The organism is Massilia sp. YIM B02763, from assembly GCF_030412015.1.
In the GTDB taxonomy this organism is placed as follows: Bacteria; Pseudomonadota; Gammaproteobacteria; order Burkholderiales; family Burkholderiaceae_D; genus Telluria.
In genome coordinates this window covers 138,515-164,933 of the sequence record NZ_JASNRD010000008.1, presented here as the reverse complement: position 1 = coordinate 164,933, position 26,419 = coordinate 138,515, and the positions used below count along the sequence as shown (strand labels likewise).

Genomic DNA, 26,419 nt, shown 5'->3' with positions numbered 1-26,419 from the left:
TGGTGTCACTCTGCGCTCAGCGCACGAGCCGCGTCGCACGGTCGGCATCGATGCCGAACACGCGCTCCTCCAGCCCGGCGGCCTGGCCGCAGCGCACCGTCACGGATGCGCCGCCGCGCATGCCGAGCGTGGTCGCGCCGCGGGTGCGGCATGCGGCCCGGGACGCGGCGATGGCTTCGGGGCCGGCGAACAGCGGCAAGCCCTCGGCCGTCGCGGGCACCATGCCGTCGCGCAGCACGCCGCAGCGCAGGCCGGGGCCGATGCGCGGCGCCTTGCGATCCGGGTAGATGCCGGCGCGGCCGTGGCAGTCGGCGCGCACCAGCAGTCCCAGGTGGTGCAGCGTCATCGCTTCCGTCAGTTGCGGACCCCAGGCCGGCGTGGCGGTCAGCACGGCGCCGGGGCGGCGCATCTCGTCTTCCAGCACCGTGCGCAGTGGCGTGGCGCCGCGCAGCGCCGCGGCCAGGCGCGGGGTGCAGGCGGTGTCGCCGCCGCATTCGAGCGCGCGGGCCACGCTGGCGGGATCGCGGTCGGCACCTGGGGCATACAGGGCCTGCAGGCGTTGCAACGGCGTCGTCGGGCCTGGATGCGACAGGGCCAGCGCATGCAGGGCCAGGCCGCAGCGGCGAGCCAGCATGTCCTTGCCGCGGCCTTCGATGGCGCGCCAGGGCTGCCGGCCGGCGGCCGCGGCGCAACCGTTAATGGACGCTTCCAGCGCGTCGCGGAAGGCATCCGGAGTGAGCCAGCCCTGGCGCAACGCGATGGCCAGGCGCAGGAATTCGGCGCCGCCCTCGCGCAGCGCACCGGCATCCTCGCCCGGGGGCGCCGGCCAGTGCGGCGGCTGCGCCAGGTGCGCCGCCTCGTGGGCGATCAGCACGCGCGCCTGCTCGCGCAGGTCGGCGGGTTCCTGGGTCGGCACCAGCAGGCGTAGCACGGTTCCGTTGGCGGCACCGGCACGCAGGTCCGGCGCATCGTCCGGCACGGCCAGCACGTAGGCCGGCGTCAGGCGTACGCCGGGCAGCAGCGCGCGCAGGGCGCCCAGTGACGCGTCGAGCGTCTCGGCCAGCGTGGCGCGGGTGGCCGGCGGGACGCCGTCCGCGGCGTGGAACGGCGGCGCGTCGGCGTCGTAGGGTTGCTGCAGCAGCACGGCGGCCAGGCCGCCGCCGTGGGCGGCGCTACCGCTGCGCGCGACGGCTTCCGGGGCGACGGTGCCGTCGACCATCACCGTGCCGCCAGGGACCGCGAAGCGCCAGTCGACGGCGCCGCAGCCGTGCACCGCATAGGCGGACGTGTGGGCATACAGGCCACCCCCGACGGGCTGCGCCCACGGTTCCACCTGGCCGTAGATGCGGGTGTCGGCGGCGCGCGTCGTCGCCGGCACGCGCAGGCGCAGCGTGCGGCAGCTGGCGCGGGTCGGGCGCACGCTCTGGAAGTCGACCGCCGTGCAATCGTCGACGGGCGTCCAGTCGCTGCGCAGTTGCACGGCGGCCTGGGCCTGGAAGCCGTCGTTGACGAAAGCCAGCGCCTTGCAGGCGGGCGGCAGCGTGTAGGCGACTTCGAGGGCGTCCGGCGTGCGCATGGTCAGCGTCGCGGTGACCGGTGCCGCGGCGTCCGACGGTGCAGCGGGGGCCGATGTGCCGGCCAGCAGCAGGGCGGCCAGGGTGGAAAGCAGGCAGGAGCGTGGGAAGGTGGTCGTTGCTGTCATGCCCACAAGCGTAGCAAAAATGCCAATCTTTACGCGTTCCGGTTCTTTGCGGAAACCGTCGGCCCGCCTCGGCGACCGGTGCGGCGAGAAGCGGCGATAATGGCGCCTCTCACGTTCGTCTGTCGAAGGAAACGCAATGCCCACCCAACCGATCCCCGTTCCCCTGTCCACCTGCTACCGCCTGCTCAACCACGGCCCGACCGTGATGGTCAGCAGCGCGCACGCCGGCAAGGCCAACGTCATGTCGGCGGCCTGGTCGATGCCGCTCGATTTCGATCCGCCCAAGGTGGCGGTGGTGATCGACAAGAACACGCTGACGCGCGGCCTGGTGGAAGGGTCGGGGGAGTTCGTGCTGAACGTGCCGTCGACGGCGCTGGCCGCGCTGACCGTGGCGGTAGGTTCCGAATCGGGACGCGACATGGACAAGTTCGCCGTCCACGGCATCGCCACGCTGCCGCCGCGGAAGGTCGGCGCGCCGCTGATCGAAGGCTGCCTGGCATGGCTCGAATGCCGCCTGATCCCCGAGCCGCACATCCAGCAGACCTACGACCTGTTCCTGGGCGAGGTGGTGGCCGCCTGGGCCGATCCGGCGGTGTTCGACGGGCACCACTGGACGATGGAGGAGGGAGGAAAGCGCAGCATCCACTATGTGGCTGGGGGCCACTTCTTCGAGACGGGGAAGGCGATCGACGTCGCGCAACAAGATCCGGTGAACGGACACTAACGTTTGTCGCAAGCGCTCCTGCAGGCGCGGGTCCAGCGCCTGCCTGCTTCAGTTCACGGAAACGGAAATCCGGTCATTTTGTAGCTGACCGCAATGGACCTGGCAATGCGCTTCACGGTGTCGTCGTTATCGTTAGCATTGATCATGATGACGATCCCATCCCCGCTTGCCGGCGCGAACCACAGGAAGGCGTCGAAACCCCGGTTCCTGCCCGCGTACCACAGGCTGGGGGCCCGGTTGTCGACGCCCATGACGAAGATGCCCAGACCTTCCGCGCGGATTTGTCGACTCATCATTTCTTTGGCCATCTGCTGAGAAATGACGGCGCCGGGGCGTCCCTCGAACGATCTCTGCAATCCGATGGCGAAGCGTGCCAGGTCGGGTGCCGTGGTCCACAAGCCCGCCGCCGCCAGTTCGGGATAGACGTGCCGCCCGCCCGGAAGCGGCTGGCCATCGACGTGCCCGGATGCCGCTGCCGACGACCATGCCGCAGGCAGCTGCTGTTCGAAGGTGCTGCGCGTCATGTCGAGCGGTGCCAGCACGAGATCGCGCATGAGGCCTGCAAACGGCTTGCCGCTGGCATCGCTCATCAATTGTTGCAGTACGGCGTGGCCGCCGCCTGAATAGTGCCACTGACTGCGGGGAACGTATTCGACCCGGACCGCAGGCGTGTTTGCCGGCGCTTTTCCGTCCAGCACCTGTTCGAGGGTGGGTATCGGCGCACCGGCCGCATAACCCGGGAAACTGAGCACGCCCAGCCCGCCGCTGTTGCTGAGGATTCCACGCAACGTGACCTTGCTATCCCTTGTAAATTCGTTGTCCGGCACCCGCAAGGTGCGCAGCGTGCGGTTGACGTTCTCGTCGAGTTGCAGCTGCCCGCTTTCGACGAGGCGCAGTGCGCCGAGCGCGGCGACGGTCTTGCTGATCGACGCCGCTTGGAACAGCGTTGCCGGCGTCACGGCCGTCTGTCCCGTGCCGCTGATGAGACCGAAACCGCCTTCGCGGACGATTGCGCCTTTCGATACCACGGCCAGCGACAAGCCAGGGATCCGGTGTTCTCGCATCTGCGCCTTGATCAGGTCGTCGATGTCGTCGGCGCGGGCTGAATTGGCGCACAGCACCAGCAGGCACGTCAATTGGGAGAGGAGTGCACGCAGGTAGCGTTTGCGACCAGGAGTTTTCATGAAATTCCAATGCCGTGTAATGGCGACAGGATATATCCACGACGGCTTTACACTACGTAGCGATGCGACCAACCGTTCATTCCTTGCGACGAATCGTTGGCGGGCCAGGTCCCGGAGCCATTCGTCGATACGGATGCCGCTTGCCTGATCGGTGTGCGATTGCGCGCACAGGAAAAATCGGCGCGGAAATACCTCCCTCGTCGGCCGATTCTTACGCTTCAGGCTAAGACCGGTATCGACCCGAAGCGGACGGTCGAACAGGCTTAGCCCGGTCGGATTTCCGGCGGAAGTTATCGACGTTTTAGTTGCGCAAAATCCTCTACCAGCTTAGTTAACTCACCTGATTCATGGGACCAGCAATAAACTGTTGCCTCGAACCGGTCGTCCGACCGGAGGAAGAGCAACTGGTCGCCCTCGCCATTGTTTGCTATCGCGAGCGCTCGGTGAGGGAATCGGTCCCATTCAGTCAGGCGCAGTGTCTCCGCAACGGCATCATTATTTGTCCGGGCAAAGCGCTTCCTATCGGTGCTGTCCATGAGCGGATACAAGTGCCAGTCATCAAGGTCACTGATGACTTCGCCGCCGTTCGCTAGCATCATTGCCCGTCGATAGCTCTCGGGCAGTGTCGCTCCTAGCTTCTCTTCGGCGATTTGCAGGTATTTGTCATCGAGAGGGAATGGCATGGGATTGCTTCCGTAGTTATGGCGCTTCGCGGCTTTATGGATTGAGAGCGTACACGGATCAACGGCTGCTCCTGGCCGAAGACGGTCTCTGCTGAAGTACCGCAACCAACCCGAAGAGGACCTTGCCCTGATCATCTCAACTGCTTCACATTGAGGTTGTAAATCGCCATGATCGCGTCGAGCCCTTTGTCCTTTTCACCCAAGTCAAAAGCGGCAAAAGCCTCCTGAAGCTTGTGGTCTATGAACTCGCATTTGTCGGCGCTGTTCTTCAACCTTGGCCGGATCTCACTCCATAGTTGCTTCAGGTCCGCCATATTGCTTTCATAGGTAACGTAACCCCAAGACGGGTAATCGTCTGGCGCGAACGTCGCCGAGGTAAGCGCCCCCGCAAAGTCTCTCAGCGTTTGCTTCAAAGACATGTGGCTTCCGTGTCGCAGTTACTCATCGGGTTATTGATCTTAGACGTCCGATCTTGGCCGAATCCGGCCATCGCCTTAGAATAGCAGGTTGCCGTCTGGGAAAAGTCACCAACGGTCACGAACGGCCGCAACCGACCCATTGCAGACGTTGGCGGCTAAGACGAGGACGGGCTGGGTTGAACTCGTCAGTGACTCTTTTCGCGTTCGGCACGATCTCTTTATAGTTTTAGGTTCTTGATGTGGTGGATGGTGCTTGGAAATCTGTATCGTTGATTGCGTGCTGTACCAGGTCCGGCAGGTTCGGATCGTCGTACGAGCGTACGCTGTTTGGTGGCAGGCTGGCGAACAGACGCTGCCAGAACGCTCCGGCACGGGTGTCGGTGCGAAAAATCGCTACCAGCCACGGGCCGGTAAAGGTGCGCGCTAACGCGTGCACAGCCTCAAACGCCAATCCCTGGCGCCGATAACGCTTCAGAATGAACAGATCGGCCACCTCCTGGGCTACGCGGCCGTTCGGCAGCGTGAAGGGTTCGGTGACGACGAAGCCCGCCAGCGCACCATCCTTCCTAATCCAATAGGCACCCTTGGCAGGGTCGTTGATGTAATCGGCAATTTGCTCTGGAGAGGCATCGAACAAGCCGTCCGGACCGATATCTTCATCCGCCCAATCGGAACCCTCGTAGTAGTACAGCTGGAACAGGCGGAACAGAGCCTCAGCCTCGCCCGGTGCGATCCTTTGCAGCAGATGCGACGGTGCGCTCATGCCTGCCCTCCTGTATCAAACATCTTCAGCGAATGATGTATTCGTGCGTCATCCATACAATTTGAGAAGCTGGTTGGTTGAACGTCCGGTCCTGGTCGACAGAGGACGGCCGGGTGCGCTGCAAAGGCAAGGCCGTCACTCCAGCCCCGCAATGCCATGTACTGCTGGCGCCTCTGCGCATCCCGCCCTACGACTTCTGTTGCTCGGCGCCGATCCCCGCCCGCGCGGCGAGTCCGGCCCTGGCGCCGCGGCGCCGTTCAGCGATCACGTAGCCGACCCACAGCGCCACCAGCCACGCCGGAATCATCCACACGGACATGCGCAGGTCCGGCGTCAGATACATCACGGCCACGATGCCGGCCAGGTAGGCGAGGCACAGCCAGTTCGTCAGCGGGTACCACGGGCTCGGGAAGGCCGTCGCCTCGCCGGCGGCGCGTTTGGCGGCGCGGAAGCGCAGGTGGCTCCAGCTGATCATGGCCCAATTGATCAGCATGCCCGCGACGGCGAGGCCCATCAGCACGCCGACTGCCTTGCCCGGCAGCGCATAGTTGACGCCCACGCACAGTACGGTGGCGATGGCGGACACGCCCAGCGACGCCAGCGGCACGCCCCGTTCCGTCACCTTCAGCAGGGCGCGCGGCGCATGGCCCTGCACGGCCAGGCCGTACAGCATGCGGCTGTTCGAGTACACGCAGCTGTTGTAGACGGACAGTGCCGCCGTCAGCACGACGAGGTTCAGCACGTGCGCGACGATGCCCGCGTCGAGCGCCTTGAAGATCAGGACGAAGGGCGAGGCGCCCGGCACGATCTGGTTCCACGGGTACAGCGACAGCAGCACGGCCAGCGCGCCGACGTAGAACACGAGGATGCGCCACAGCGCCTGGTTGGTGGCGCGGGGGATCGAGCGGGCCGGATCGTCCGCTTCGGCCGCCGTGATGCCGATGACTTCCAGGCCGCCGAAAGAGAACATGATGATGGCCATCGACATGACGAGGCCCGAGACGCCGTGCGCGAAGAAGCCGCCGTGCTGCCACAGGTTGGCCACCGTGGCCTGCGGGCCGGCGCCGCCGCTGGCAAGCAGGAAGATGCCGTAGACGATCATGGCGACGACGGCCGCCACCTTCACGACCGAGAACCAGAACTCGCTCTCGCCGAACGCGCGCACGTTGATCATGCTGATGCCGTTGGCGATCAGGAAGCACCCCAGGGCCGAGACCCAGGTCGGGACGTCCGGGAACCAGTACTGCACGTAGACGCCGACGGCGGACAGCTCGGCCATGCTGACGAGCACGTACAGCACCCAGTAGTTCCAGCCCGAGACGAAGCCGGCGAAGCGGCCGCAGTACTTGTCGGCGAAGTGGCCGAAGGAACCGGCCACGGGTTCGTCGACCATCATTTCGCTGAGCTGGCGCATGATCAGGAAGGCGACCAGGCCGGCGATGGCATAGCCCAGCACGACGGAGGGGCCGGCGATGCGCACGCTCTCGGCCACGCCGAGGAACAGGCCCGTGCCGATCGCGCCGCCCAGGGCGATCAGTTGGATGTGCCGGCTCTTCAGGCCGCGGTGCAGTCGTTGTTCGGAGGACGCCATGCTGGGTTGATCTCGATTGTCTATCAGGAAAGATCGGATTGTAAGGCAAACGTTGCGCAAGGGCGTATTTCTGCGGCTTTTACTTATCTTTACATAGCGGAAACGGACTGCCGAGGATCGCAGGTTTTAAAATCTGGAAAGTTTTCCAACCTAGCGGCGCCATGCCGTCCACGTCCGGAATGCCCCCACATCGGCCGGACGCGGACGGCGGCGCCGGGTAACCGCATCCACGACATGGTCCATACCAAGAATCCCATCCAGAACAGCATACCTTCGCGCGGCGGCAACGGGGCCTCGCCGCGCCACCGCGTCCTCTGTCTCGCCGTCGGCATCGCCGTGTGCGAACTGGCCGCCGTCCGGCCCGCCCTCGCGCAGATGGGCGAGCAGGCCGCGCCGGCGGCCCAGGGCGCGACGGCGGCGACCGCCGCGGCGTCGCCGGCCAAGGCGGCCACCAGGATCCAGGAAGTCAACGTCGTCGGCAACCGCTTGACGAGCAACCGCATCGACCGCCAGGTCTACGACGTCAAGCAGGACATCAATGCGCAGAACGGCAGCGCCGCCGACGCGCTGGGCAACGTGCCCTCGGTGTCGGTCGACATGGACGGCAACGTCAGCCTGCGCGGCAGCAGCAACGTGCAGATCCTCGTCGACGGCAAGCCGTCGGCCATGCTGCAGGGCGACAACCGTGGCCCGGCGCTGCAGGCGATGTCGGGCGACGACATCGATTCCGTGGAGGTCATCAACAACCCCGGCGCCGAATTCGGCAACGAGGGCGGCGGCGGTCCGATCCTGAACCTGGTCATGAAGCGCAACCGCAAGCCGGGCGGCTTCGGCTTCGCCAACGCCAACCTGGGCACGGAGGGACGCTACAACGCCGCGCTGAACGGTTCGTACAACACGGGCCGCTGGGGCATGCAGGGCGGCGTCAACGCGCGCCACGACGGCCGCAGCCAGACGCTCGAGGACGAGCGCGAACGCATCGATCCCGTCACGGGCGCATCGCAAAAGAGCACGCAGACGTCGAGCAGCACGGGCTTGAACGACAGCGCCGGCGCGCGCGGCCAGGTCAGCTACAACCTGACCCAGGACGACACGATCGAGGTGAATGCCGCCTTCATGAAGCGCACCAACGACCAGCAGTCGCTGGAGCGCTACGGCGTGTTCGACACGACGGGCGCGCCGTATAGCGACTACTTCCGCAGCACGCAGCGCAGCGGCGACAATACCAACACCATGTGGGGCGCGCGCTGGGACCACAAGGGCGCGAAGATCGGCGAGCTGTTCAAGATGGACCTGCGCGTCTCCGACAGCGACAACGACAACGATACCCGCTATGCCAACACCTACGTCGTGGTGCCGCCGGCGGCCGCGGACAGCCGCAACCTGCAGCAGGTGTCCAGCTCGAACCGCATCGTGGACTACACGGGCGACTACGAGCGTCCGCTCGACAGCGGCGCGATCGTCAAGATGGGCTGGAAGGTGTACGACAACCGCAGCGATTCCGACACGCGCTACTACGACGTCGACCTGGCCAGCGGCGCCCAGAGCGTCGACGGCCGCCGCACGAACGCCTTCGGCGTGGACGAGCGCGACACGGCGCTGTACGGCTCATACCAGTGGAAGGTGAACGAGCGCTGGGGCGCCCTGGTGGGCTTGCGCGCCGAGCATACGCACCTGGACATCGACCAGGCGACGACGAAGACGGGCGCCGAGAACAGCTACCTGAACTGGATGCCCAGCGCGTTCGCGACCTATAAACTGGACGAGAAGACGAATCTGCGCTTCTCGTACGCGCGCCGCATCCGCCGCCCGATGCCCAATGACCTCAACCCATTTGTCGTGTACAAGGACGAACTCAACGAATCGAGCGGCAACCCGTACCTCAAGCCCGTCAAGACCGACTCCTTCGAGGTCGGCTACGAGACCAAGGCCGGCGGCCTGGACGCGAACGTCCGTGCCTACTACCGCAACGACAGCGACACGATCCGCTACCGCCAGTACGCCGTGAGCGACACGGTGATCCTGACGCGGCCGGAAAACGGCGGCAGCAACCGTTCCGGCGGCCTGGAATTCACGCTCAGCGGCAAGGTGACGCCGAAGCTGTCCGTCAATGCCAGCGGCAACGTGTTCTACGCCCAGCAGCAGCAGATCGACATCGCGGGCAACGAGACCAGGCGCGACGCGACCTCCGTGAACGTGCGCGGCCGCTTCAATTACCAGCTGACGGCGGCCGACCAGCTGCAGCTGATGGTCAACGCCCAGGGCAAGACGCTCGTCGGCACGGGCTACCGCCAGCCCAGCGTCACGGCCGACTTCAACTACCGCCGCAACATCACGCAGGCGCTGTCGCTGACGCTGCGCGTGTCCGACATCTTCGATTCGACGAAGATCGAGACGATCACGGACTCGGCGACGCTCAAGGAGCGCTCGCTGCGCCGTTCGGATGGGCGCATCCTGTACGTGGGGCTGAACTGGCGCTTCGGCGGCGTGTCGCAGCCGCGCCGCGAAGGACCGCCGGACGGCGAAGGGTTCCGTCCGCCGCCGGGCGGCATGGGCGGGCCGCCTGGAGGATTCGGCGGGCCGGGTGGCGGTGGCGGACCTGGATTCTGAGGTGCCCCGCGGCACGTGAACGTCGTCCCTGCGCAGGCAGGGACCCAATCTCGTGTGCATTGTGGCATCCCGTGAAACTTGGGCCCCTGCCTGCGCAGGGGCGACGGTGCTGACGTCGCCGGCCTACGACGCCATATAAGTCAGCCCCAGGTTCCGGTTTGCCGGCACTGCCACGTCGATCATCTTCGGCTGCGGCAGATTCAATGCCGCCATCAGCGCGACGAACTCCTCGCGCGACCTGCCCGCCAGCCGGGCGTTATGACGTTTTTCCCACCCGATCGTCGACACCGACTGTCCCTTGTAGTCGTGCCCAGGCCACACGCGCGTGCCGTCCGGCAGCGCGAACAGCTTGCGCGTGACGCTGTCGTACAGCGCCTCGGCGCTCCCGCCCTGGAAGTCGGTGCGGCCGCAGCCGCCGATCAGCAGCGTGTCGCCGGAAAACAGGTTGCCGCGCCACAGGTAGCACATGCTTCCGGCCGTGTGGCCCGGTGTGTGGATGACGTCGATGGTCTCGCCCTCGCCGAAGCGCAGCACGTCGCCGTCGTTGAACTGCACCTCGGCCGGCGGGATGCCGCAGCCGCTCGGCACGGCGGCCTTGGCGCCGGTGAGCTGGCGCAGCCTGCCGGCCGACGTGACGTGGTCGGCGTGCGCATGCGTCTCGACGACGTAGGCCAGGCGCAGTCCCAGGCGCTCGATGTGCGCCAGGTCGCGCTCCCAGTGCTGGTCGACGGGGTCGATGATCACCGCCTCGCCGTTTTCCGGCCCGGCCAGGATGTAGGTGAACGTCGACGAGACGGCGTCGAACAGCTGGATCGGATTCAGGTGCATCTGCATGGACTACTCTCCCGTACTGGTGGCTGGCGGCCGCATCCCGGGCGCGTGCGCGGACCGGAGGCGTTCGTAGACTTCGAATAGTGCCATGCCGGCCACCATGGCCGCAACGAAGACGAGGGTAGGCCTGCCGCCGACGGCCAGCGCGGCCAGCGCCGGACCGGGGCAGTAGCCGACCGTGCCCCAGCCGACGCCGAACACGACGCTGCCCGCCACCAGGCGGCCGTCGATGCGGGTGGCGCCGGGCAGGTGCACGCTCGACCCGAGCAGCGAACGCGTGCGGCTGCCCGCGAAGCGGAAGGCGATGGCCGCGACGAAGATGGCGCCCAGCATGACGAAGGCGAGCGACGGGTCCCATTGTCCGGCCACGTCGAGGAAGGCCAGCACCTTTGCCGGATTGGTCATGCCGGACAGGATCAGGCCGGAGCCGAACAGCAGGCCGGCGAGGAAGGCGGTGAGCAGGGTCATGGCGGCCGCCGCATCAGTTCAAGGCGTGACGCGTCACGAAAACCGTGACAGCGCCCGCCAGGAAAAAACACACCGTGGCCACCAGGGAGCGGGGCGACCAGCGCGCGATGCCGCACACGCCGTGGCCGCTGGTGCAGCCGGTACCGAAGCGCGTGCCGATCCCGACCAGCAGGCCGGAGAGGGCGAGCACGCGCAAGGAATGGTCGATCTGGGCGGGCGGCAAGGTGCCGGCCGCCAGCCACACGAGCGGCGCCACGAACAGGCCAACGAGGAAGGCGCCACGCCACGCCAGGTCGCCGCGGGCGGGACGAAGCAGGCCGCCCAGGATGCCGCTGATGCCGGCGACGCGGCCGTTCGCGAGCAACAGCAAGCCGGTTGCCAGCCCGATCAGGATGCCGCCGAGCAGCGCGGACCAGGGAGTGAAGTGTTGCCAATCTATGTTCATGGTGAATCCTCCTCATTGGAACTGGTTTGATCGCGCCGCCGTTGCGGCGTTCTCCTCCCTATTGAAATGCAACTAACCGACACATACCACATCCCAACCTGAAACCCCGCCACCAGCACGCCGGCGGCCGGAAACCGGCGCACGCTGCGGGGGAGGACAATCAGCGGGGAGGGGCCGCGCGGCTGTCGACCACGCCGGGAATATCCTGCGTCGGCCGCTTGAACTTGCCTTTCAGGTCGTCCACGCCGGATTGCGGCTTGGCCAGCGGCCGCAGGTCGGCCCGTTCCTTGCGCTTCTCGCTCGTCTGGATCTTCAGCTTCGTATCGCGTTCTTCCTGCAGGTTGGGAAGGATCTCGCCGTCACGGCTGAACGACCACGCGAGCTGGGCGGGACCGAGGGGAAGCCCGTCGCCGCGCTTGCCGTTGTAGCCCGTGTTCCAGACGTGCCAGGTCTTGCCGTAGCTGTTCATCTTGGTCTTCATCAGCGCGTGTTCGGCGGCGTCCGGAATGCCGGGCGCGACCAGCTGGCCGCTCAGGATTTCGCCATTGTGCGGATGCCAGTACTTGCGCTCGCCCGCGGGCAGGGTATTGAACAATTTTTCGGAAATGATGTATTCGATGCCGTTCATGTTCGCCGTGCGCGTATTGCCGTCGAACAAGGCGCACTGGGCCATGTCCTCGTTGACCTGGTGGCAGAAGTGGTGCGCCTCGATCTGGTTTTCAGGCGCGTCCTTCATCGGGTGGAAGCCGACCAGGTAAACGTCGAATCCGGCCAGCGGCGCATTGCCCTGCAAGGCCTTGGCGCCCGCCTCGAGCGCGAGGGTCTTGGGCGCCTTCGGTTCGCCGGCGGGCGCCGTGCGCGGACGGGCGTCCTGGGCACGCGCCGGAAGGGCGGCGATCGTGGCGATCGTGGCAAACGCGGCGGCGGCGATGCCGCCGGCGAGCACTACGGGAACATTTCGCTGCGTACGCATGGGACCTCCTTCATCGTGGGTGCGATGTGGAGATCCTAGCGGCTCACGTCTGGGTGCGCCGTTCGCTTGCCGCCGCGGCGGCAGCGGCCGGTTCCTCGCGCGACACGAGCAGGCGGTCGATGCGGTTGCCGTCCATGTCGGCGACCTCGAACCGCCAACCGCCCCAGTCCAGGCGGTCGCCGGACTTCGGGATCACGCCCAGCTGGTACAGCAGGAAGCCGGCCAGCGTGTGGTAGGCGCCTTCTTCCTCGTCGGGGAAGGCGATCTCGGCGCCCGTCAGGTAGCGGAAACGGTCCAGGACCATGCCGCCGTCGACGAACCAGCTGCCGTCCTCGCGCCGGACGGCATCCTCGTGGCCCGCCTCGCCGTCGGCGGTGACCTCGCCGACCAGGGCGATCATCACGTCGGTCAGCGTGACCATGCCCTGGATGTCGCCGTATTCGTCGACGATCATGGCCAGTTCCACGCGGTGCTTCTTGAGCTGCTCGAGCAGGTCGATGGCGCTCACCGATTCGGGCACGTAGACCACCGGTTCGACGGCGGCAGCGATGTCGATCGCCTCCAGCGACTGCTTGCGGATCGCCTGGCCGAACAGGTTGCGCGCGCGCACGACGCCCGCGACCTGGGAGCGGTCGCCGCGGTACACGGGGAAGCGGCTGTAGGGCGATTCCGCGATGCGCGCGAGGCTCTCGGCCAGCGGCTGGTCCAGGTCGATGTATTCGAGGTCGACGCGCGGCGTCATCAGCGCGCGCAGGTGCCAGTCGTCCAGGCGCAGGGCGCGCGCGGCGATGTCGTACTCGGCCTTCTCGAACACGCCGGCATCCGTGCTTTCCTTGATCATGCCCGTGACGTCTTCCTCGGTCGGCGTCTCGTCCTTGCGGTGGTGCATGCCGATCAGGCGCATGATGGAGTCGGTGGTGAACGCCAGCAGCCGCACGAACGGATGCATGATGCGCGACAGCAGGTTCAGAGGGCGCGAGATCGCCGCCGCCATCGCTTCCGGATACAGGATCGCGATGCGCTTTGGCACCAGTTCGCCCAGCACGATCGAGACGAAGGTGATGCAGACCACGACGATGGCCAGCGCGGCCGCGCGCGCGTAGTCGTCGTCCAGGCCCAGGGACACGAAGGTGGGCGCGAGGCGCGCCACCAGCGAGGCTTCGCCGAACGCGCCGGTAAAGATGCCGATCAGGGTAATGCCGACCTGCACGGTCGAGAGAAAGCGGCTGGGATCCTCGTGCAGGCCAAGCGCGGTGGCGGCGCCGGCACTGCCGTCGGCGGCCAGGCGCTCCAGGCGCAGGCGCTTCGACGAGACGACAGCCAGTTCGGACATGGCGAACACGCCGTTCAGGAGGATGAGGGCAAGGATGATGAATATGTCTGACATGCGTTCTTGTTGGTAGCGGAGCGGCCCATGCCGCTCCTCGTTACCGGATGATCGCATGCCGGACCCGTCCCGCCAACGTCCACACGGTCGGTATCGCCGCTTTTTCGCCCTTTTTTGCCGTCTTATCGCCTGATTTACGGCTTGTTGGGATCGAAATGGCGGGCGATCCCCGCCCAGCAGTCCTGGTAGTTTCGCTGCAGCAGCGGCGCAGCCAGCGCCTGCGCGGTGGCCGCGAGCGGATTGCGGGTCTCGAACATGAACGCCATCGTGTCCGTCACCTTGTGCGGGCGGCTGGTGTCTGCGCTGCTGGCCTTGTCGAAGGTGGCGGCGTCCGGCCCGTGGCCGCTCATGCAATTGTGCAGGCTGGCGCCGCCCGGTACGAAGCCCTCGGCCTTGGCGTCGTAGGCGCCATGGACCAGGCCCATGAACTCGCTGGCCACGTTGCGGTGGAACCACGGCGGGCGGAAGGTGTCCTCGCCGGCGAGCCAGCGCGGCGGGAAGATCACGAAATCGAGGTTGTCGACGCCCGGCGTGTCGCTCGGCGAATGCAGGACGAGGAAGATCGACGGGTCCGGATGGTCGTAGCTGATCGACCCGATCGTGTTGAAGTGGCGCAGGTCGTACTTGTACGGGGCGTAGTTGCCGTGCCAGGCGACGACGTCCAGCGGCGAGTGGCCGATACGGGCCGACCACAGGTGGCCGGAGAACTTCGCCACGAGTTCGAAGTCGCCCTCGAGGTCCTCGTAGCGCGCCACGGGCGCCAGGAAGTCGCGCGGGTTCGCCAGGCCGTTCGAGCCGATCGGGCCCAGGTCGGGCAGGCGTAGCAGGGCACCGAAGTTCTCGCAGACGTAGCCGCGCGCTTCCCCGTCCGGCAGCGCGACCGAAAAGCGCACGCCGCGCGGGATGACGGCGATCTGCTGCGGCTCGACCTCGAGCAAGCCCAGTTCCGTGGCGATCGCGAGGCGCCCCTGCTGGGGCACGACGAGCAGTTCGCCATCGGCGGAATAGAAGTAGCGGCCCGTCATCGGCCGGTTGGCCGCGTACAGGTGGATGGCGCAGCCCGTCATGGCGGCGGACGAGCCGTTGCCGGCCATCGTGACCCAGCCGTCGATGAAATCGGTGGGCGCGTCGGGGATGGGCAAAGGGCTCCAGCGCATCTGGTTCGGCGACGCGGCCAGGCGCTCGAAGTCGCCGACGATGCCGCGGGCGTCGATCTGCTCGAAGCTGCCGTGCTGGGCGGCGGGCCGGATGCGGTACAGCCAGGAACGGCGGTTGTGGCTGCGCGGCGCCGTGAAGGCCGTGCCGGAGATCTGTTCGGCGTACAGGCCGTACGCCACGCGCTGGGGCGAATTGCGGTGCGCCGGCAGGGCGCCGGGCAGTGCTTCGGTGGCGAATTCGTTGCCGAAGCCGCTCATGTAGGCGTTCGAATATGCCTCGTTGTTCAAGATGTCTCCTCCGTATCTTTACTGCCACTCTAGAGGAGCGGCCCGGATTTTACGAGATGAATATAAAAATGTAGACTATTCATGATGCAAATAACCCTATCTCGTGCATGATCGAACCCTCTAGCATCGACCTGAATTTGCTGTCCGTATTCCAGGAGGTGTATCGCGAACGCCAGATTTCCGGCGCGGCGCGGCGCCTGGGGCTGACGCAGTCGGCGGTGAGCAATGCGCTGGCGCGGCTGCGCCGGGCCTTCGGCGACGAGCTGTTCGTGCGCACGGCGCACGGCATGCAGCCGACGCCGCTGGCCCAGCAGATGGCCGAACCGATCGGCGCGGCGATGGCCCAGGTGGCCCTGGCGCTGTCCCAGCGCAGCCGTTTCGAGCCGGCCACGAGCACGCGCCGCTTCACGCTGGCGATGACGGACGTGGGCGAGGTGTACTTCATGCCCGTGCTGATCGAGCGCTGCCGGGCGCTGGCGCCCGGGGTGGAAATCGCGTCCGTGCGGGCCAATGCGGCGACGCTGAAGGACGGGATGGAGACGGGGCGCGTGGACCTGGCCGTCGGCGCGTTCGAGGACGTGTCGGAAGCCCTGTACCAGCGGCAGCTGTTCCGCCAGCGCTTCGTCAGCATGTTCCGCAAGGGGCATCCGCTGGACACGGGCAAGGTGGACCTGGCGCGCTTCGTCGCCGCCACGCACCTGATCGTCGATGCGGCCCAGAGCCCCTACGACCGCATCAACGTGCTGCTGGAAAAAGCCGGAGTCGGGGCGAGCAGCCGGTTCCGGGTACCGCATTTCACGGCGGTGCCGTACATCGTCAGCACGAGCGAGCTGGTGGTGACGGTGCCGCAGAAGCTGGCCGAAAGCGCGGCGAAGCCGTTCGGCCTGAAGTGGATCGAGCCGCCGCTGGCCTTGCCGACGTTGCAGACCAACGTCTTCTGGCACCGGCGCTTCAACCACGATCCCGGCAACCAGTGGCTGCGGGGACTGATTGCCGACGTGTTCGCGGAGTAGCTCCGCCGCACGACCGGAGGAGACCAATTTTTATAAAAGGAAGACTACGATGGCTGACCTGTTTGACAACCCGATGGGCCTGATGGGCTTCGAATTCGTCGAATTCGCGTCGCCCACGCCGGGCGTGCTGGAACCCGTGTTCGAGGCGCTGGGCTTCACCAAGGTGGCCGTGCACCGTTCCAAGGACGTGGCGCTGTACCGCCAGGGCGACATCAACTTCATCGTCAACAACGAGCCGAAGAGCGCCGCCTACTATTTCGCCGCCGAGCACGGCCCGTCGGCCTGTGGCATGGCCTTCCGCGTGAAGAACGCGCACCAGGCCTACAACCGCGCGCTCGAACTCGGCGCCCAGCCGATGGACATCCCGACCGGCCCGATGGAACTGCGCCTGCCCGCGATCAAGGGCATCGGCGGCGCGCCGCTGTACTTGATCGACCGCTTCGACGAAGGTGACAATGTCGGCAAGTCCATCTACGACATCGACTTCGAATTCATCGACGGCGTGGAGCGCAAGCCGAAAGGCCACGGCCTGTCCATCATCGACCACCTGACCCACAACGTCTACCGCGGCCGCATGGCCTACTGGGCCGGCTTCTACGAGAAACTGTTCAACTTCCGCGAGATCCGCTACTTCGACATCCAGGGCGAATACACGGGCCTGACGTCGAAGGCGATGACGGCGCCGGACGGCAAGATCCGCATCCCGCTGAACGAGGAAGGCCAGGCCGGCGGCGGCCAGATCGAGGAATTCCTGCTGAAGTTCAATGGCGAGGGCATCCAGCACATCGCGCTGCTGACCGACGACATCTTCGCCAGCGTCGACGGCCTGCGCGCCGCCGGCGTCCCGCTGATGAGCGCCCCGCCCGCGACCTACTACGAGATGCTCGAGGGCCGGCTCCCGGGCCACGGCGAGGACGTCGGCGCCCTGCAGGCGCGCGGCCTGCTGGTCGACGGCAAGGTCGAAGGGGAGGGCAAGCGCCTGCTGCTGCAGATCTTCTCGGAAAACCAGCTGGGGCCCGTGTTCTTCGAATTCATCCAGCGCAAGGGCGACGACGGCTTCGGCGAAGGCAACTTCAAGGCGCTGTTCGAATCGATCGAACGCGACCAGCTGAAGCGCGGGGCGCTGAAAACGGCCGCGTAAGTGCGACATTAGGCCCCTGCCTGCGCAGGGGCGACGGTTTGTCAGCCAGCACAATACGCACGTCGTCCCTGCGCAGGCAGGGACCCAAGTTTTCCAGGCATACCTGCTATCCTTGTCCTTTTCCCACAAGGAGCCTCGTTTGCTGCCCGCCTTCGCCATCCTGCTCCTCTTCCAGTGCCTGGGAGAGGCCCTCGTATTCCTGTTCCGCTTCCCGATTCCCGGCCCCGTCGCCGGCATGCTCCTGCTGCTGGCCGCCCTGGTCGCGTGGCCGCGGCTGCACGACGCCGTGGAGCAGGGCGCCAACGAATTGCTGCGCCACCTCTCGCTGCTGTTCGTGCCGGCCGGCGTCGGCATCGTCGTCGCCGCGTCCAGCGTGGGCGGGCACTGGGTGGCCGTCGCCGCGGGCCTCGTCGTCAGCACGCTGCTCACGCTGGCCGTGACGGCGCTGGTCCTCAAGGCCACCAGCGGAACGGACAGGAAGGAGGGTGGCGATGTTTAACTTCGAACAGTTCAGCCACTTCTGGGTCTACCTGGCCGCCTCGCCGCTGCTGGGCCTGACGCTGACCTTGTGTGCCTACCTGGCCGCGCAGTGGGTCTATGCGCGCTGCGGCTTCTCGCCGCTCGCCAATCCCGTGGCCATCGCGATCGCCATCATCGCGATCGTCCTCGTGGTCAGCGGCATGTCCTACCAGCGGTATTTCGCCGGCGCCCAGTTCGTGCACTTCCTGCTCGGCCCCGCCACCGTCGCGCTGGCCGTGCCGCTCGCGCGCCAGGTGCCGCGCCTGCGCCGCAACCTGGTGCCGCTGGCCTGCGCGCTCGTCAGCGGCAGCGTGACTGCGATCGTCAGCGCCGTCGGCGTGACCGCCATGCTGGGAGCCTCGCCGGAACTGGTGCGCTCGATCGCGCCCAAGTCGGCGACCACCCCGATCGCGATGGCCGTCTCCGAACACCTGGGCGGCGTGCCGGCGCTGACGGCCGTGCTAGTGATCCTGACGGGCATCTGCGGCGCCGTGACGGCGAAGTTCCTGTTCAACGCCATGCGCATCGAGTCGCACGCGGCGCGTGGCCTGGCACTGGGCGTGGCCTCGCACGGCATCGGCACGGCGCGCGCCTTCCAGGTCAGCGCCGAAATGGGCGCCTATGCGGGCCTGGGCATGGGATTGAACGGCGTGCTGACGGCCTTGATCGCGCCGTGGCTGGTGCCGCTGCTGCTCGGCTGGATGGGGAAATAAGATAGGGAACGCGATGAAAAGTGCCCGCAGCCGCGCGCGGACGCGGTGCGGGCAGGGCGGTGCCGTGCGGCGGCCCCGCCGGGGGAGCGCAGGCGGCGCGGCCGCTTGCGGGAGAGAATCGACGGGCCCGGATACGGGTCCTTATGCGGTCTTGCGGGTAAAGGCGCGCGCCGCGAACAGGGCGCTGGCCAGGCCGACGACGATGGCGGCGGTGCTGCCCGAGAAGCCGACGGCGTGGTTGGCGGCCAGCTTGCCGGCCTTCGGACCGACCAGCTGCAGGCGGCGCTTGGTCATGCGGCTGCCGAGCTCGGACAGCTGGTCCTTGCTCATGGTCTGTTCGGCTTCCGGCAACAGCACGGTTTCCTCGTCCGCCACGTGGTGGACGACGTCGCGCATCAGTTCGAACACGAGTTCGTCGTGGCGTGGCGAGGCCGGATCGGTACGGCGCAGTTCGGCGATCACGCGGCGCATCTCGTCGTGCTCGGGTTCGCTCTTTTCCATCACCTTCTGGTCGTGCGCCTTCGGACGCATCACGGGATAGAAGATTTCCTCTTCCAGCGTGGCGTGGATTTCCAGCGCGTCGCAGATGGTCTCGGCCAGCGCCTTCTTGACGCTGGGACGCTTGTCCTTCGTGTACTGGTGGAAGATCGTCATCACGTGCGAATGATCGAAGCGGATCATGTCGGTGATGGTCGGGCTCAATTTATTCAGAGAAAACATTATCTGCTCCTCGCCTGTGTGGGGGTAAGGAGCATGCTAGACCCGTTGCCGTCGCGGCCGCGTAGGAGGCACGCGCATGGCATTGTAAGTGTAATACGTGTCAGCGCGGCGCAGGCGGATACGGTTCGGCGGCCGGCGGCTCGGCCGATCCTTCGCCCAGCATGAGCTGCCAGTAGCCGACGTCGATCCAGGCGCCGAACTTGTGGCCCACCTCGGCAAAGTACGCCACCTGCCGAAAGCCCAGCCGTTCGTGCAAGGCGACGCTGGCCGGATTCGGCAGCGCGATGCCGCCGATGGCGCAGTGAAAGCGTCCGCGCAGGCGCTCCAGCAAGGCGCCGTAGAGCCGCGTGCCATGGCCGCGGGCACCCTGGCCCGGGGCTAGGTAGACGGTGGTTTCCACCGCGTGCCGGTAGCCGGGACGCGCGCGCCACTTGGTGGCATAGGCCCAGCCGAGCAGCCGGCCATGCTCCTCCAGCACGATCCAGGGCAATCCGCCATCGCGCACGTCGGCCATGCGGCGGGCGATCTCGGCGCTGTCCACCGCTTCCGTTTCCATCGAGACGGCTGTCGTCAACACGTAATGGTTGTAGTGGGAGGCAATGAAGCCGGCATCCTCGGGCTCCGCATCGCGGATCAGCACGGACGGTGGATCGGCTGGCAGATCCGGAGAGGAAACGGGCGCGGCATCGATCATGGCAGGCTATCGCTCGACAAAATTGCATTATTACATTGCTATCGGTTCAGAACAACAAACTGTCGTCGAATGTCCTACAAGGAGACGGCGAGAAAACCGATGTTCCCGATTTCTGAGCCTGCGATCATGATTGCACAGCTGATCGCCGTCAAACGCGATCAAGGCGCCGCGCTGCCGACGCAGGACGCGTCGTGGCCCGGCTTAACCCCCACAGTGAACTGGAGAATTCGAATGTTTGCACACAACAAACGCTTGCAGTACACGGTGCGCGTCAGCGAGCCGAATCCCGGCCTGGCAAACCTGATGCTCGAACAATTCGGCGGCCCGCAGGGCGAGCTGGCCGCGGCCATGCGCTACTTCACCCAGGCCGTCAGCGACGACGATCCCGGCCGCAAGGACATGCTGTTCGACATCGCGACGGAGGAACTGAGCCACCTGGAGGTGATCGGCCATATCATCGCCATGCTGAACAAGGGCGCCAAGGGCGAGCTGGCCGAAGCGGTGGACAGCGAAGCGGAAATGTACAAGAAACTGACCGGCGCCGGCAACGACAGCCACGTGACGCAAGTACTGTATGGCGCCGGCACGCCGCTGGTCAATTCGGCCGGCGTTCCCTGGACCGCCGCCTATATCGACACGATCGGCGAGCCGACCGCCGACCTGCGCTCGAACATCGCGGCCGAGTCGCGCGCCAAGATCGTCTACGAGCGCCTGATCGCGCTGACCGACGACCCGGGCATCAAGGAGGCGCTGGGCTTTCTCATGACGCGCGAGATCGCGCACCAGAAATCCTTCGAGAAGGCCTTGTACTCGATTTCGCCGAACTTCCCTCCGGGGAAAATGCCGGGCGACCCGCGCTTTGCCGACACCTACTTCAATATGTCGCAAGGTCCGGGCGAGATGCGTGGTCCTTGGAACCAGGGCGAGAAGTGGAATTTCGTCACCGACCGCGACAAGCAGATGGCCGTGGACGGCGGCACGGGCGAGGCCGAGGTCAAGCTGCCGGCCAAGGACATCGACCTGCTCAAGCAGATGTCGGCCCGCACCATGTCCGACCCGACCATCGACCCGCCGACGGGCGCCGAGCTGGGCATGGGCAACCAGACGGTTGCCGACGGCAAGACCGTCAGCGGCAAGTGACCGTTCGCTAGCCTCGCCAGGCGGCCGCGGATCGCGGCCGGCCCCCGACGCCGCGCGCCACTGGTTGCGCGGCGTTGTCGTATTCGTGCACGGGCGGCGTGCAGACGTGCGCCGCATCCGCCCGTTTCGCCTATGATTGGATACAAGATGGAAACGCCACTTCCCAAAGCCCGCCAGCAGTCCCACCTCCCGCGTGCGTTCGGCGCGCGGCGCATGGTCGGGCTCTTCATCTGCGCGCTGGGTTCCGTGGCCTTGCTGGCCGGCCTGCTCGAGCAGCTCGTGCGCGCCACCCCGAACCTGCGCGGCGCCCTGATCGGCGGTGGCACCGCGGCCGCCGCGACGGCGCTGGGCACGATTCCCGTGCTGCTGTCCCAGCATTTCTCGAAGCGCACCTACGACTGCTTCCTCGGTTTCGGCGCCGGCGTGATGCTGGGCGCGACCTCGTTCTCGCTCGTCATTCCCGCGCTCGCCGCCGCCGAATCCGCCGGCGCCGGCAACTGGGGCGCCAGCCTGTCGGTGGGCGCCGGCATCATGGTCGGCGCCGGCCTGTTGCTGCTGCTGGAGCGGCATATCCGCGTCGACGGCATCCTGGCGCAGCACGACGCCCGCACCGCCCATTCGATGCGGCGCGCCTGGCTGTTCGTCTGGGCCGTCGCGCTGCACAACCTGCCGGAAGGCCTGGCCATCGGCGTCGCGTATGCCGGCATCGACCTCGAAAAGGCCAATTCGCTGGCCACCGGCGTCTCGATCCAGGACGTGCCGGAAGGCCTCGTCGTGGCCCTGGCCCTGCGCACTGTCGGCTACGGCCGGGTGCTGTCGGCCGGCCTGGGCGTGGCCTCGGGCCTGATCGAGCCGGTGGCGGCCGTCGGCGGCGCCGCGCTGATCGGCGTCTCGGCCGGCCTGCTGCCGTTCGCGCTGGCCGCGGCCGCCGGCGCGATGCTGTTCGTGATCGTCAACGACGTCGTGCCGGAGTCGCACCAGGGCGGCAACGGCACCTGGGCCAGCGTGGCCCTCGTGTTCGGCTTCGTGCTGATGACGGTGCTCGATACCGCATTGGGTTGAGCGGCCGTCCGGTGGGCATATGATGCGCCCCTTGTCTTAGGGAGGCGTAGGGTGGGCACCACGTGCCCACCATGCCTGCCCGAACCCGCTTACGCCGCCCGCTCAGGCCGCGTGCCGGTAGCCGTCGGCGCGGCGCGCGATGTCGGCGAACGGCATCGGCTTGCCGAACAGCCAGCCCTGGGCGAATTCCACGCCCCGTTCGCGCAGGTAGGCCGCCTGCGCCGCGTTCTCGATGCCTTCCGCGATCATCGACAAGCGCATCGAGCGTGCCATGTCGATGATCAGCCCGACCACGCCGCTGGTCGGCGCATCGGTGCCGATCGCCTCGGTGAAGGAGCGGTCGATCTTGAGGTAGTCCAGGTCCAGGCTTTCCAGGTAGGACAGGCTGGAATAGCCGGTGCCGAAATCGTCGATGGCCACGCCGATGTCGTGCGCGCGCAGCAGGCGGATCACCTCGCGCGCCGATTCCAGGTGCAGGAAGCCCCGTTCGGTGATTTCGACGATCAGGTTCGACGGACGGGCGCCGCACGCCGCCAGCATGGCCGTCAGCCGGTCGACGATCACGGGCGACTGCACGTCGGCCGCGGACAGGTTGATGGCCACGTGGAAGGCCGGATGGTCGCGCAGGAAGGCGCCGGCATCGCGCGCGACCATCTCGATCACGTGCTCGGTCAGCCTGACGATCTGGCCGCTCCGCTCGGCGGCCGGGATGAACGCGTCCGGCCCGACCATCTCCCCGCCGGCGCGGCGCCAGCGCAGCAGCGCCTCGGCGCCCACCCATTGTCCCGTCTGCAGGTTGACGATGGGCTGGTACAGCAGGAAGAATTCGCCGCGCCGCAGCGCCGCCGCCAGCGACATCTCGAGCGACATGCGGCGCCGCAGCAGCAGGCCGAGCGCCGTCGCGGCCACCACGCCGAACAGCAATCCGGCCGGCACCAGGCGCAGCGCGATCGCGTGCGCGCGCCGCGCGACCCCGGCGAGCGGCACGGCGGCGACGGCGGCGATGGCGGCGATGGTGTCCAGTTTCGAGCGCACGATGGCGACCAGCCTGCCGCGGTCGGCGAACGTGGTCGAGCGCGCCGTGCCCAGGCGCGTGGCCCAGGCCGGGTCGATCCGCCCGCGCGACACGGCGACGCGGCAGGTCTGGAGGTGCAGCACGCCCAGGGCCACGTCGGCGGCGGCGCCGGACGCGTCGACCGGCATGTCGCGGTGGATGATGGTGGCGTAGCCGTCCCGCTCCGCCGCGAACAGCGCGCCCTGGGCCGTGCCGGGCAGCGGGACGTTCGGATACAGGACGGCGCCGGAGGCGGTATGCAGGACGTCGCTGCCGAGCGGGATCGGGAACGGCCCCATCGACGAGCAGACGAGGACCCCGTGCTCGACCCATCCGATCGCATGGATGTAGCTGGCGCCGAGGGCAATCCGGCGCATCAGCGCGAGCGAGGCGGGCGAGCAGGGGGCGAGCCCGGAGCGTGCCAGCGTCCGGTTGCCGTTCATGATCTGTACCGCGGCCTCGTCGGTGCGATGCAGGACGTCGCGGGCGATGGCCAGGGCCTGCTCCGCCTCCGCCGCCCAGGCCTGGCGTTGCGCTTCGCGCCAGGCCAGCCAGGGAGGCACGATCAATACGGCGATGGTTGCCAATCCGGTGAGCCCGAGCCCGAGGCGTCTGCGCATCTTGTTCTCCCAACGTTCGGATGCCGTGTCCCGCACGGCGCCGGCAAGGTGCCGGTACAAGCGCCTGCCATGCACGCAGTATAGCGGGCACTGCCTTCGCATCGGGCAGGGACACTGTTCAATATATGCTAACCATAATTGTGCGGCGCAAACGTTTCTGTGCGCTGACGCTCATCGGCACCCGTCACACATAGGCGAGCATGCGGCCGCAGGCGATCACGGCGATCCACAACAGGATCGACGCGCCGGCCTGCAAACGGGCGCGGCGCGGGACCGGCCCGCTGTCGGGCGCCGTGCGCCAGGGGCCGAGGTGGAAGGCGAGCGCGTTCAGGCCCGCCGCCGCCAGCAGGACCAGCTTGAGCAGGAAGGCGCGATTGACGAGGAAGTCCGGTGCCTGCGTGGCGAACAGCAGCAGGCCGCTGGGCAGGACGAGCAGCAGGCTGCCCACCGACCAGGGCAGCGTATGGCGGGCGAGGGCGCGCAGCGGCAGGCCGGCGCCGAATCCGAGCACGCGCAGGTCGAACACGAGCACCGCCCCCACCAGCAGCACGAAGCCGAGGATGTGGGCGGTCTCCACCAGCGGGTACAGCCAGGCATGCCCGCGCAGGCCCTCGGCCAGGGGCGACGCCGCCAGCCGCGATGCCGCCTGCGCCAGGGGCTCCATCCGGCTCAGCGCAGTTCGGTGGCCTTGCCAGCGATCGTGATGCGCTCGGCGCGCAGTTCGCCGGCCTTGCTGCGGTGCGGATAGCCGTAGACGGTAGCGCTGGTCCCGCTTGCCAGCATCGCTTTCGACAGGCCGCGGTTGTCCATGCGGCCCGGCGGCGCCAGGACGACGTGCCAGGTCTTGTCCGCCGTCTTCAGTTCCACGTAGCCGTGCGGATTCTCGTAGCCGGATTGCTGGATGGTGCCGGTGAGCTCGAGGGGCTTGGCGGCGTCGTAGTCGCTCCAGCCGTGATGGGCCCAGGCGCTTGCGGTGACGAAGCTAGCCAACAGGAACAATCTTTTCATGATTCCTCCAGGATGGACAATGCACGGGACAGCGCGTCGATTCTACGCCGTCCTATCTTTTGCCAGGCGCGCACACACTATATATAAGGCAATCTGTCGCTGTACCGCAAGAAAAAGCCCCGGCACAGGCCGGGGCTTGGTGCGGACGGGCGGGACGCTAGTTGCGGATCTCCAGTGCGCGGTTCAGGCTCAACGCCGCCAGCGAGCCGACGGCGCCGGACAGCAGGTACAGGCTGACGTAGCCCAGGCCGAAGTTGGCGGCCAGGCCGAGGGCGACCAGCGGGGCAAAAGCGGCGCCGACCAGCCAGGCCAGGTCCGACGTCAGCGCGGCGCCCGTGTAGCGGTAGTGCGGACGGAAGTTCGAGGTGACGGCGCCGGCCGCCTGGCCGTAGGACAGGCCCAGCAGCAGGAAGCCGACCAGGATGAAGGTGTTCTGGCCCGAGGTGCCGCCATCCATCAGCGTGGGCACGAAGCCGGCGAACAGGGCGATCAGGGCGGCCAGCGTGCCGAGGGTGTTGCGGCGGCCGAATTTATCGGCGATCCAGCCGGAAGCCAGCACGCCGACGATGCCCAGGCCAGCGCCCCAGATCTGCACGACGAGGAAGTCGGCCATGGAGCGGGTGTCGTACAGCTGGATCCAGGACAGGGGGAACACGGTCACGAGGTGGAACAGCGCATAGCTGGCGAGGGCGGCGAGGGCGCCCAGCACGATGGTGGTGCCCTGGTTGCCGATCACTTCGCGGGCCGGCACGGCGTCCAGGTGGTGTTCGTCCAGCAGGTGCACGTAGTCCGGCGTGGAGACGAGGCGCAGGCGCGCGAACAGCGCGACGACGTTGATCGCGAAGGCGACGAAGAAGGGGAAACGCCAGCCCCAGACGAGGAAATCGTCCTGCGACAGTTCGGAGAGCATGTAGGCGAAGATGCCGGCGGCGATGATGAAGCCCACCGGTGCGCCCAGTTGTCCGAGCATCGCGTACCATCCGCGCTTCCCTTCCGGTGCGTTCAGGGCGAGCAGCGAAGGCAGTCCGTCCCAGGTGCCGCCCAGCGCGGCGCCCTGGCCGAGACGCAGGATGACCAGCGAGACGATGGCCCATTCGCCCCAGCGCGAATAGGTCGGCAGGCCGGCGATGGCGACGGTCGCGGTACCGAGCATGAAGAGGGCGATGGTCAGCTTGATCTCGCGGCTGAAGTGCCGCTGGATCGCCATGAATACCAGGGTGCCGATGGGGCGCGCAACGTAGGCGAGGGCGAAGATGGCAAAGGAATACAGGGTACCTTCGAGCCGGTCCGCGAACGGGAAGAACACGGCCGGGAACACCAGCACCGACGCGATCGCGTACACGAAGAAGTCGAAGTATTCCGAAGCCCGGCCGATGACCACGCCGACGGCGATGTCCCCGGGTGCCACGCGGTCGTCGCGGGCGTTGATGTTGCGGGCACCGCTGTGGTGTCCGGTGATGGGAGCGGCGCCTGCGTCGCCGTACGTCGTCGAGCTCTGCATAAGGGTCTC

At 67.1% G+C, this 26,419-nt stretch carries 26 protein-coding genes; 8 read left to right on the top strand and 18 right to left on the bottom strand.

Annotation, left to right across the window (positions count from 1 at the left end):
• Window positions 1-16: 16 nt before the first annotated feature.
• Window positions 17-1,702: a hypothetical protein gene (locus QPK32_RS12990; RefSeq protein WP_290413231.1), complete on the bottom strand. Its 1,686-nt coding sequence runs from the start codon at window positions 1,700-1,702 to the stop codon at window positions 17-19.
• Window positions 1,703-1,838: 136 nt separating this feature from the next.
• Between QPK32_RS12990 and QPK32_RS12985 the strand changes: the two genes are divergently transcribed.
• Window positions 1,839-2,426, top strand: a complete 588-nt coding sequence (locus QPK32_RS12985; protein ID WP_290413230.1) for a flavin reductase family protein — start codon at window positions 1,839-1,841, stop codon at window positions 2,424-2,426.
• A gap of 53 nt (window positions 2,427-2,479) precedes the next feature.
• On the opposite strand, the gene QPK32_RS12980 is transcribed toward QPK32_RS12985, so the two are convergent.
• The 5 genes from QPK32_RS12980 to QPK32_RS12960 form a co-directional block, all read right to left on the bottom strand.
• The gene (locus QPK32_RS12980) at window positions 2,480-3,610 is read right to left on the bottom strand and encodes a serine hydrolase (RefSeq protein ID WP_290413229.1); all 1,131 of its coding nucleotides are present in this window, start codon (window positions 3,608-3,610) and stop codon (window positions 2,480-2,482) included.
• A gap of 290 nt (window positions 3,611-3,900) precedes the next feature.
• Window positions 3,901-4,293, bottom strand: coding sequence for an SMI1/KNR4 family protein (locus QPK32_RS12975; protein WP_290413228.1), 393 nt, complete (start codon window positions 4,291-4,293; stop codon window positions 3,901-3,903).
• A 131-nt stretch (window positions 4,294-4,424) separates the two neighbouring features.
• On the bottom strand, window positions 4,425-4,712 hold the full coding sequence (locus tag QPK32_RS12970; RefSeq protein ID WP_290413227.1) for a hypothetical protein: 288 nt from the start codon (window positions 4,710-4,712) through the stop codon (window positions 4,425-4,427).
• 226 nt (window positions 4,713-4,938) lie between these two features.
• Window positions 4,939-5,475, bottom strand: a complete 537-nt coding sequence (locus QPK32_RS12965) for a GNAT family N-acetyltransferase (protein WP_290413226.1) — start codon at window positions 5,473-5,475, stop codon at window positions 4,939-4,941.
• A 187-nt stretch (window positions 5,476-5,662) separates the two neighbouring features.
• Entirely contained in the window at window positions 5,663-7,066 is a 1,404-nt protein-coding gene (locus tag QPK32_RS12960; protein WP_290413225.1) for an amino acid permease, read from the bottom strand.
• Window positions 7,067-7,300: 234 nt separating this feature from the next.
• Here QPK32_RS12960 and QPK32_RS12955 point away from each other — a divergent pair, with 234 nt between their 5' ends.
• Complete coding sequence (locus QPK32_RS12955; RefSeq protein ID WP_290413224.1) at window positions 7,301-9,676, top strand: outer membrane beta-barrel family protein; 2,376 nt, start codon at window positions 7,301-7,303, stop codon at window positions 9,674-9,676.
• Between the two features lie 123 nt (window positions 9,677-9,799).
• Here the strand turns inward: QPK32_RS12955 and QPK32_RS12950 are convergent, their stop codons facing one another.
• The 6 genes from QPK32_RS12950 to hmgA form a co-directional block, all read right to left on the bottom strand.
• On the bottom strand, window positions 9,800-10,504 hold the full coding sequence (locus QPK32_RS12950) for an MBL fold metallo-hydrolase (protein ID WP_290413274.1): 705 nt from the start codon (window positions 10,502-10,504) through the stop codon (window positions 9,800-9,802).
• 9 nt (window positions 10,505-10,513) lie between these two features.
• Window positions 10,514-10,975, bottom strand: a complete 462-nt coding sequence (locus tag QPK32_RS12945; RefSeq protein WP_290413223.1) for a DUF6691 family protein — start codon at window positions 10,973-10,975, stop codon at window positions 10,514-10,516.
• Window positions 10,976-10,988: 13 nt separating this feature from the next.
• Window positions 10,989-11,420, bottom strand: coding sequence for a YeeE/YedE family protein (locus QPK32_RS12940; protein ID WP_290413222.1), 432 nt, complete (start codon window positions 11,418-11,420; stop codon window positions 10,989-10,991).
• Window positions 11,421-11,580: 160 nt separating this feature from the next.
• A complete protein-coding gene (locus QPK32_RS12935) occupies window positions 11,581-12,393 on the bottom strand; it encodes an OBAP family protein (RefSeq protein WP_290413221.1) in 813 nt (270 codons plus the stop codon).
• Between the two features lie 43 nt (window positions 12,394-12,436).
• Window positions 12,437-13,780: a hemolysin family protein gene (locus QPK32_RS12930; protein WP_290413220.1), complete on the bottom strand. Its 1,344-nt coding sequence runs from the start codon at window positions 13,778-13,780 to the stop codon at window positions 12,437-12,439.
• 134 nt (window positions 13,781-13,914) lie between these two features.
• Entirely contained in the window at window positions 13,915-15,195 is a 1,281-nt protein-coding gene (gene hmgA / locus QPK32_RS12925) for a homogentisate 1,2-dioxygenase (protein ID WP_290413273.1), read from the bottom strand.
• 137 nt (window positions 15,196-15,332) lie between these two features.
• Here hmgA and QPK32_RS12920 point away from each other — a divergent pair, with 137 nt between their 5' ends.
• From QPK32_RS12920 to QPK32_RS12905, 4 genes are all read left to right on the top strand, one after another.
• Window positions 15,333-16,238 carry a LysR family transcriptional regulator gene (locus QPK32_RS12920; protein WP_290413219.1) on the top strand — a complete coding sequence of 302 codons (906 nt, stop codon included), beginning with the start codon at window positions 15,333-15,335 and terminating at the stop codon, window positions 16,236-16,238.
• 49 nt (window positions 16,239-16,287) lie between these two features.
• The gene (gene hppD / locus QPK32_RS12915) at window positions 16,288-17,379 is read left to right on the top strand and encodes a 4-hydroxyphenylpyruvate dioxygenase (protein ID WP_290413218.1); all 1,092 of its coding nucleotides are present in this window, start codon (window positions 16,288-16,290) and stop codon (window positions 17,377-17,379) included.
• A gap of 139 nt (window positions 17,380-17,518) precedes the next feature.
• Window positions 17,519-17,878 (top strand): CidA/LrgA family protein, encoded by a 360-nt coding sequence (locus tag QPK32_RS12910; protein WP_290413217.1) that lies wholly within the window; start codon window positions 17,519-17,521, stop codon window positions 17,876-17,878.
• Window positions 17,871-18,611, top strand: coding sequence for an LrgB family protein (locus QPK32_RS12905; protein WP_290413216.1), 741 nt, complete (start codon window positions 17,871-17,873; stop codon window positions 18,609-18,611). The genes QPK32_RS12910 and QPK32_RS12905 overlap by 8 nt, the downstream gene beginning before the upstream one ends.
• A gap of 141 nt (window positions 18,612-18,752) precedes the next feature.
• Here QPK32_RS12905 and QPK32_RS12900 read toward each other — a convergent pair whose 3' ends face one another.
• Both QPK32_RS12900 and QPK32_RS12895 read right to left on the bottom strand, forming a co-directional pair.
• Window positions 18,753-19,331, bottom strand: coding sequence for a hemerythrin domain-containing protein (locus tag QPK32_RS12900; protein ID WP_290413215.1), 579 nt, complete (start codon window positions 19,329-19,331; stop codon window positions 18,753-18,755).
• Window positions 19,332-19,431: 100 nt separating this feature from the next.
• The gene (locus QPK32_RS12895; RefSeq protein ID WP_374046739.1) at window positions 19,432-19,971 is read right to left on the bottom strand and encodes an N-acetyltransferase family protein; all 540 of its coding nucleotides are present in this window, start codon (window positions 19,969-19,971) and stop codon (window positions 19,432-19,434) included.
• 285 nt (window positions 19,972-20,256) lie between these two features.
• Here QPK32_RS12895 and QPK32_RS12890 point away from each other — a divergent pair, with 285 nt between their 5' ends.
• Together QPK32_RS12890 and QPK32_RS12885 are read left to right on the top strand one after the other, a co-directional pair.
• The gene (locus QPK32_RS12890) at window positions 20,257-21,165 is read left to right on the top strand and encodes a manganese catalase family protein (protein WP_290413214.1); all 909 of its coding nucleotides are present in this window, start codon (window positions 20,257-20,259) and stop codon (window positions 21,163-21,165) included.
• A gap of 147 nt (window positions 21,166-21,312) precedes the next feature.
• The gene (locus QPK32_RS12885; protein ID WP_290413213.1) at window positions 21,313-22,227 is read left to right on the top strand and encodes a ZIP family metal transporter; all 915 of its coding nucleotides are present in this window, start codon (window positions 21,313-21,315) and stop codon (window positions 22,225-22,227) included.
• 102 nt (window positions 22,228-22,329) lie between these two features.
• Here QPK32_RS12885 and QPK32_RS12880 read toward each other — a convergent pair whose 3' ends face one another.
• The 4 genes from QPK32_RS12880 to QPK32_RS12865 all read right to left on the bottom strand — a co-directional run bounded on the left by QPK32_RS12880 (window position 22,330) and on the right by QPK32_RS12865 (window position 26,410).
• Window positions 22,330-23,901, bottom strand: coding sequence for an EAL domain-containing protein (locus QPK32_RS12880; RefSeq protein WP_290413212.1), 1,572 nt, complete (start codon window positions 23,899-23,901; stop codon window positions 22,330-22,332).
• A gap of 184 nt (window positions 23,902-24,085) precedes the next feature.
• Window positions 24,086-24,565 carry a DUF6644 family protein gene (locus tag QPK32_RS12875; protein ID WP_290413211.1) on the bottom strand — a complete coding sequence of 160 codons (480 nt, stop codon included), beginning with the start codon at window positions 24,563-24,565 and terminating at the stop codon, window positions 24,086-24,088.
• 5 nt (window positions 24,566-24,570) lie between these two features.
• Window positions 24,571-24,909 carry a DUF6152 family protein gene (locus QPK32_RS12870; protein WP_290413210.1) on the bottom strand — a complete coding sequence of 113 codons (339 nt, stop codon included), beginning with the start codon at window positions 24,907-24,909 and terminating at the stop codon, window positions 24,571-24,573.
• Between the two features lie 157 nt (window positions 24,910-25,066).
• Window positions 25,067-26,410 carry an MFS transporter gene (locus QPK32_RS12865; RefSeq protein ID WP_290413209.1) on the bottom strand — a complete coding sequence of 448 codons (1,344 nt, stop codon included), beginning with the start codon at window positions 26,408-26,410 and terminating at the stop codon, window positions 25,067-25,069.
• Window positions 26,411-26,419 lie beyond the last annotated feature (9 nt).

Coding starts and splice junctions, on each gene's coding strand:
- QPK32_RS12990 (WP_290413231.1), bottom strand. CDS start 1,702: ATGACAGCAACGACCACCTTCCCACGCTCCTGCCTGCTTTCCACCCTG.
- QPK32_RS12985 (WP_290413230.1), top strand. CDS start 1,839: ATGCCCACCCAACCGATCCCCGTTCCCCTGTCCACCTGCTACCGCCTG.
- QPK32_RS12980 (WP_290413229.1), bottom strand. CDS start 3,610: ATGAAAACTCCTGGTCGCAAACGCTACCTGCGTGCACTCCTCTCCCAA.
- QPK32_RS12975 (WP_290413228.1), bottom strand. CDS start 4,293: ATGCCATTCCCTCTCGATGACAAATACCTGCAAATCGCCGAAGAGAAG.
- QPK32_RS12970 (WP_290413227.1), bottom strand. CDS start 4,712: ATGTCTTTGAAGCAAACGCTGAGAGACTTTGCGGGGGCGCTTACCTCG.
- QPK32_RS12965 (WP_290413226.1), bottom strand. CDS start 5,475: ATGAGCGCACCGTCGCATCTGCTGCAAAGGATCGCACCGGGCGAGGCT.
- QPK32_RS12960 (WP_290413225.1), bottom strand. CDS start 7,066: ATGGCGTCCTCCGAACAACGACTGCACCGCGGCCTGAAGAGCCGGCAC.
- QPK32_RS12955 (WP_290413224.1), top strand. CDS start 7,301: ATGGTCCATACCAAGAATCCCATCCAGAACAGCATACCTTCGCGCGGC.
- QPK32_RS12950 (WP_290413274.1), bottom strand. CDS start 10,504: ATGCACCTGAATCCGATCCAGCTGTTCGACGCCGTCTCGTCGACGTTC.
- QPK32_RS12945 (WP_290413223.1), bottom strand. CDS start 10,975: ATGACCCTGCTCACCGCCTTCCTCGCCGGCCTGCTGTTCGGCTCCGGC.
- QPK32_RS12940 (WP_290413222.1), bottom strand. CDS start 11,420: ATGAACATAGATTGGCAACACTTCACTCCCTGGTCCGCGCTGCTCGGC.
- QPK32_RS12935 (WP_290413221.1), bottom strand. CDS start 12,393: ATGCGTACGCAGCGAAATGTTCCCGTAGTGCTCGCCGGCGGCATCGCC.
- QPK32_RS12930 (WP_290413220.1), bottom strand. CDS start 13,780: ATGTCAGACATATTCATCATCCTTGCCCTCATCCTCCTGAACGGCGTG.
- hmgA (WP_290413273.1), bottom strand. CDS start 15,195: ATGAGCGGCTTCGGCAACGAATTCGCCACCGAAGCACTGCCCGGCGCC.
- QPK32_RS12920 (WP_290413219.1), top strand. CDS start 15,333: ATGATCGAACCCTCTAGCATCGACCTGAATTTGCTGTCCGTATTCCAG.
- hppD (WP_290413218.1), top strand. CDS start 16,288: ATGGCTGACCTGTTTGACAACCCGATGGGCCTGATGGGCTTCGAATTC.
- QPK32_RS12905 (WP_290413216.1), top strand. CDS start 17,871: ATGTTTAACTTCGAACAGTTCAGCCACTTCTGGGTCTACCTGGCCGCC.
- QPK32_RS12900 (WP_290413215.1), bottom strand. CDS start 19,331: ATGTTTTCTCTGAATAAATTGAGCCCGACCATCACCGACATGATCCGC.
- QPK32_RS12890 (WP_290413214.1), top strand. CDS start 20,257: ATGTTTGCACACAACAAACGCTTGCAGTACACGGTGCGCGTCAGCGAG.
- QPK32_RS12885 (WP_290413213.1), top strand. CDS start 21,313: ATGGAAACGCCACTTCCCAAAGCCCGCCAGCAGTCCCACCTCCCGCGT.
- QPK32_RS12880 (WP_290413212.1), bottom strand. CDS start 23,901: ATGCGCAGACGCCTCGGGCTCGGGCTCACCGGATTGGCAACCATCGCC.
- QPK32_RS12875 (WP_290413211.1), bottom strand. CDS start 24,565: ATGGAGCCCCTGGCGCAGGCGGCATCGCGGCTGGCGGCGTCGCCCCTG.
- QPK32_RS12870 (WP_290413210.1), bottom strand. CDS start 24,909: ATGAAAAGATTGTTCCTGTTGGCTAGCTTCGTCACCGCAAGCGCCTGG.
- QPK32_RS12865 (WP_290413209.1), bottom strand. CDS start 26,410: ATGCAGAGCTCGACGACGTACGGCGACGCAGGCGCCGCTCCCATCACC.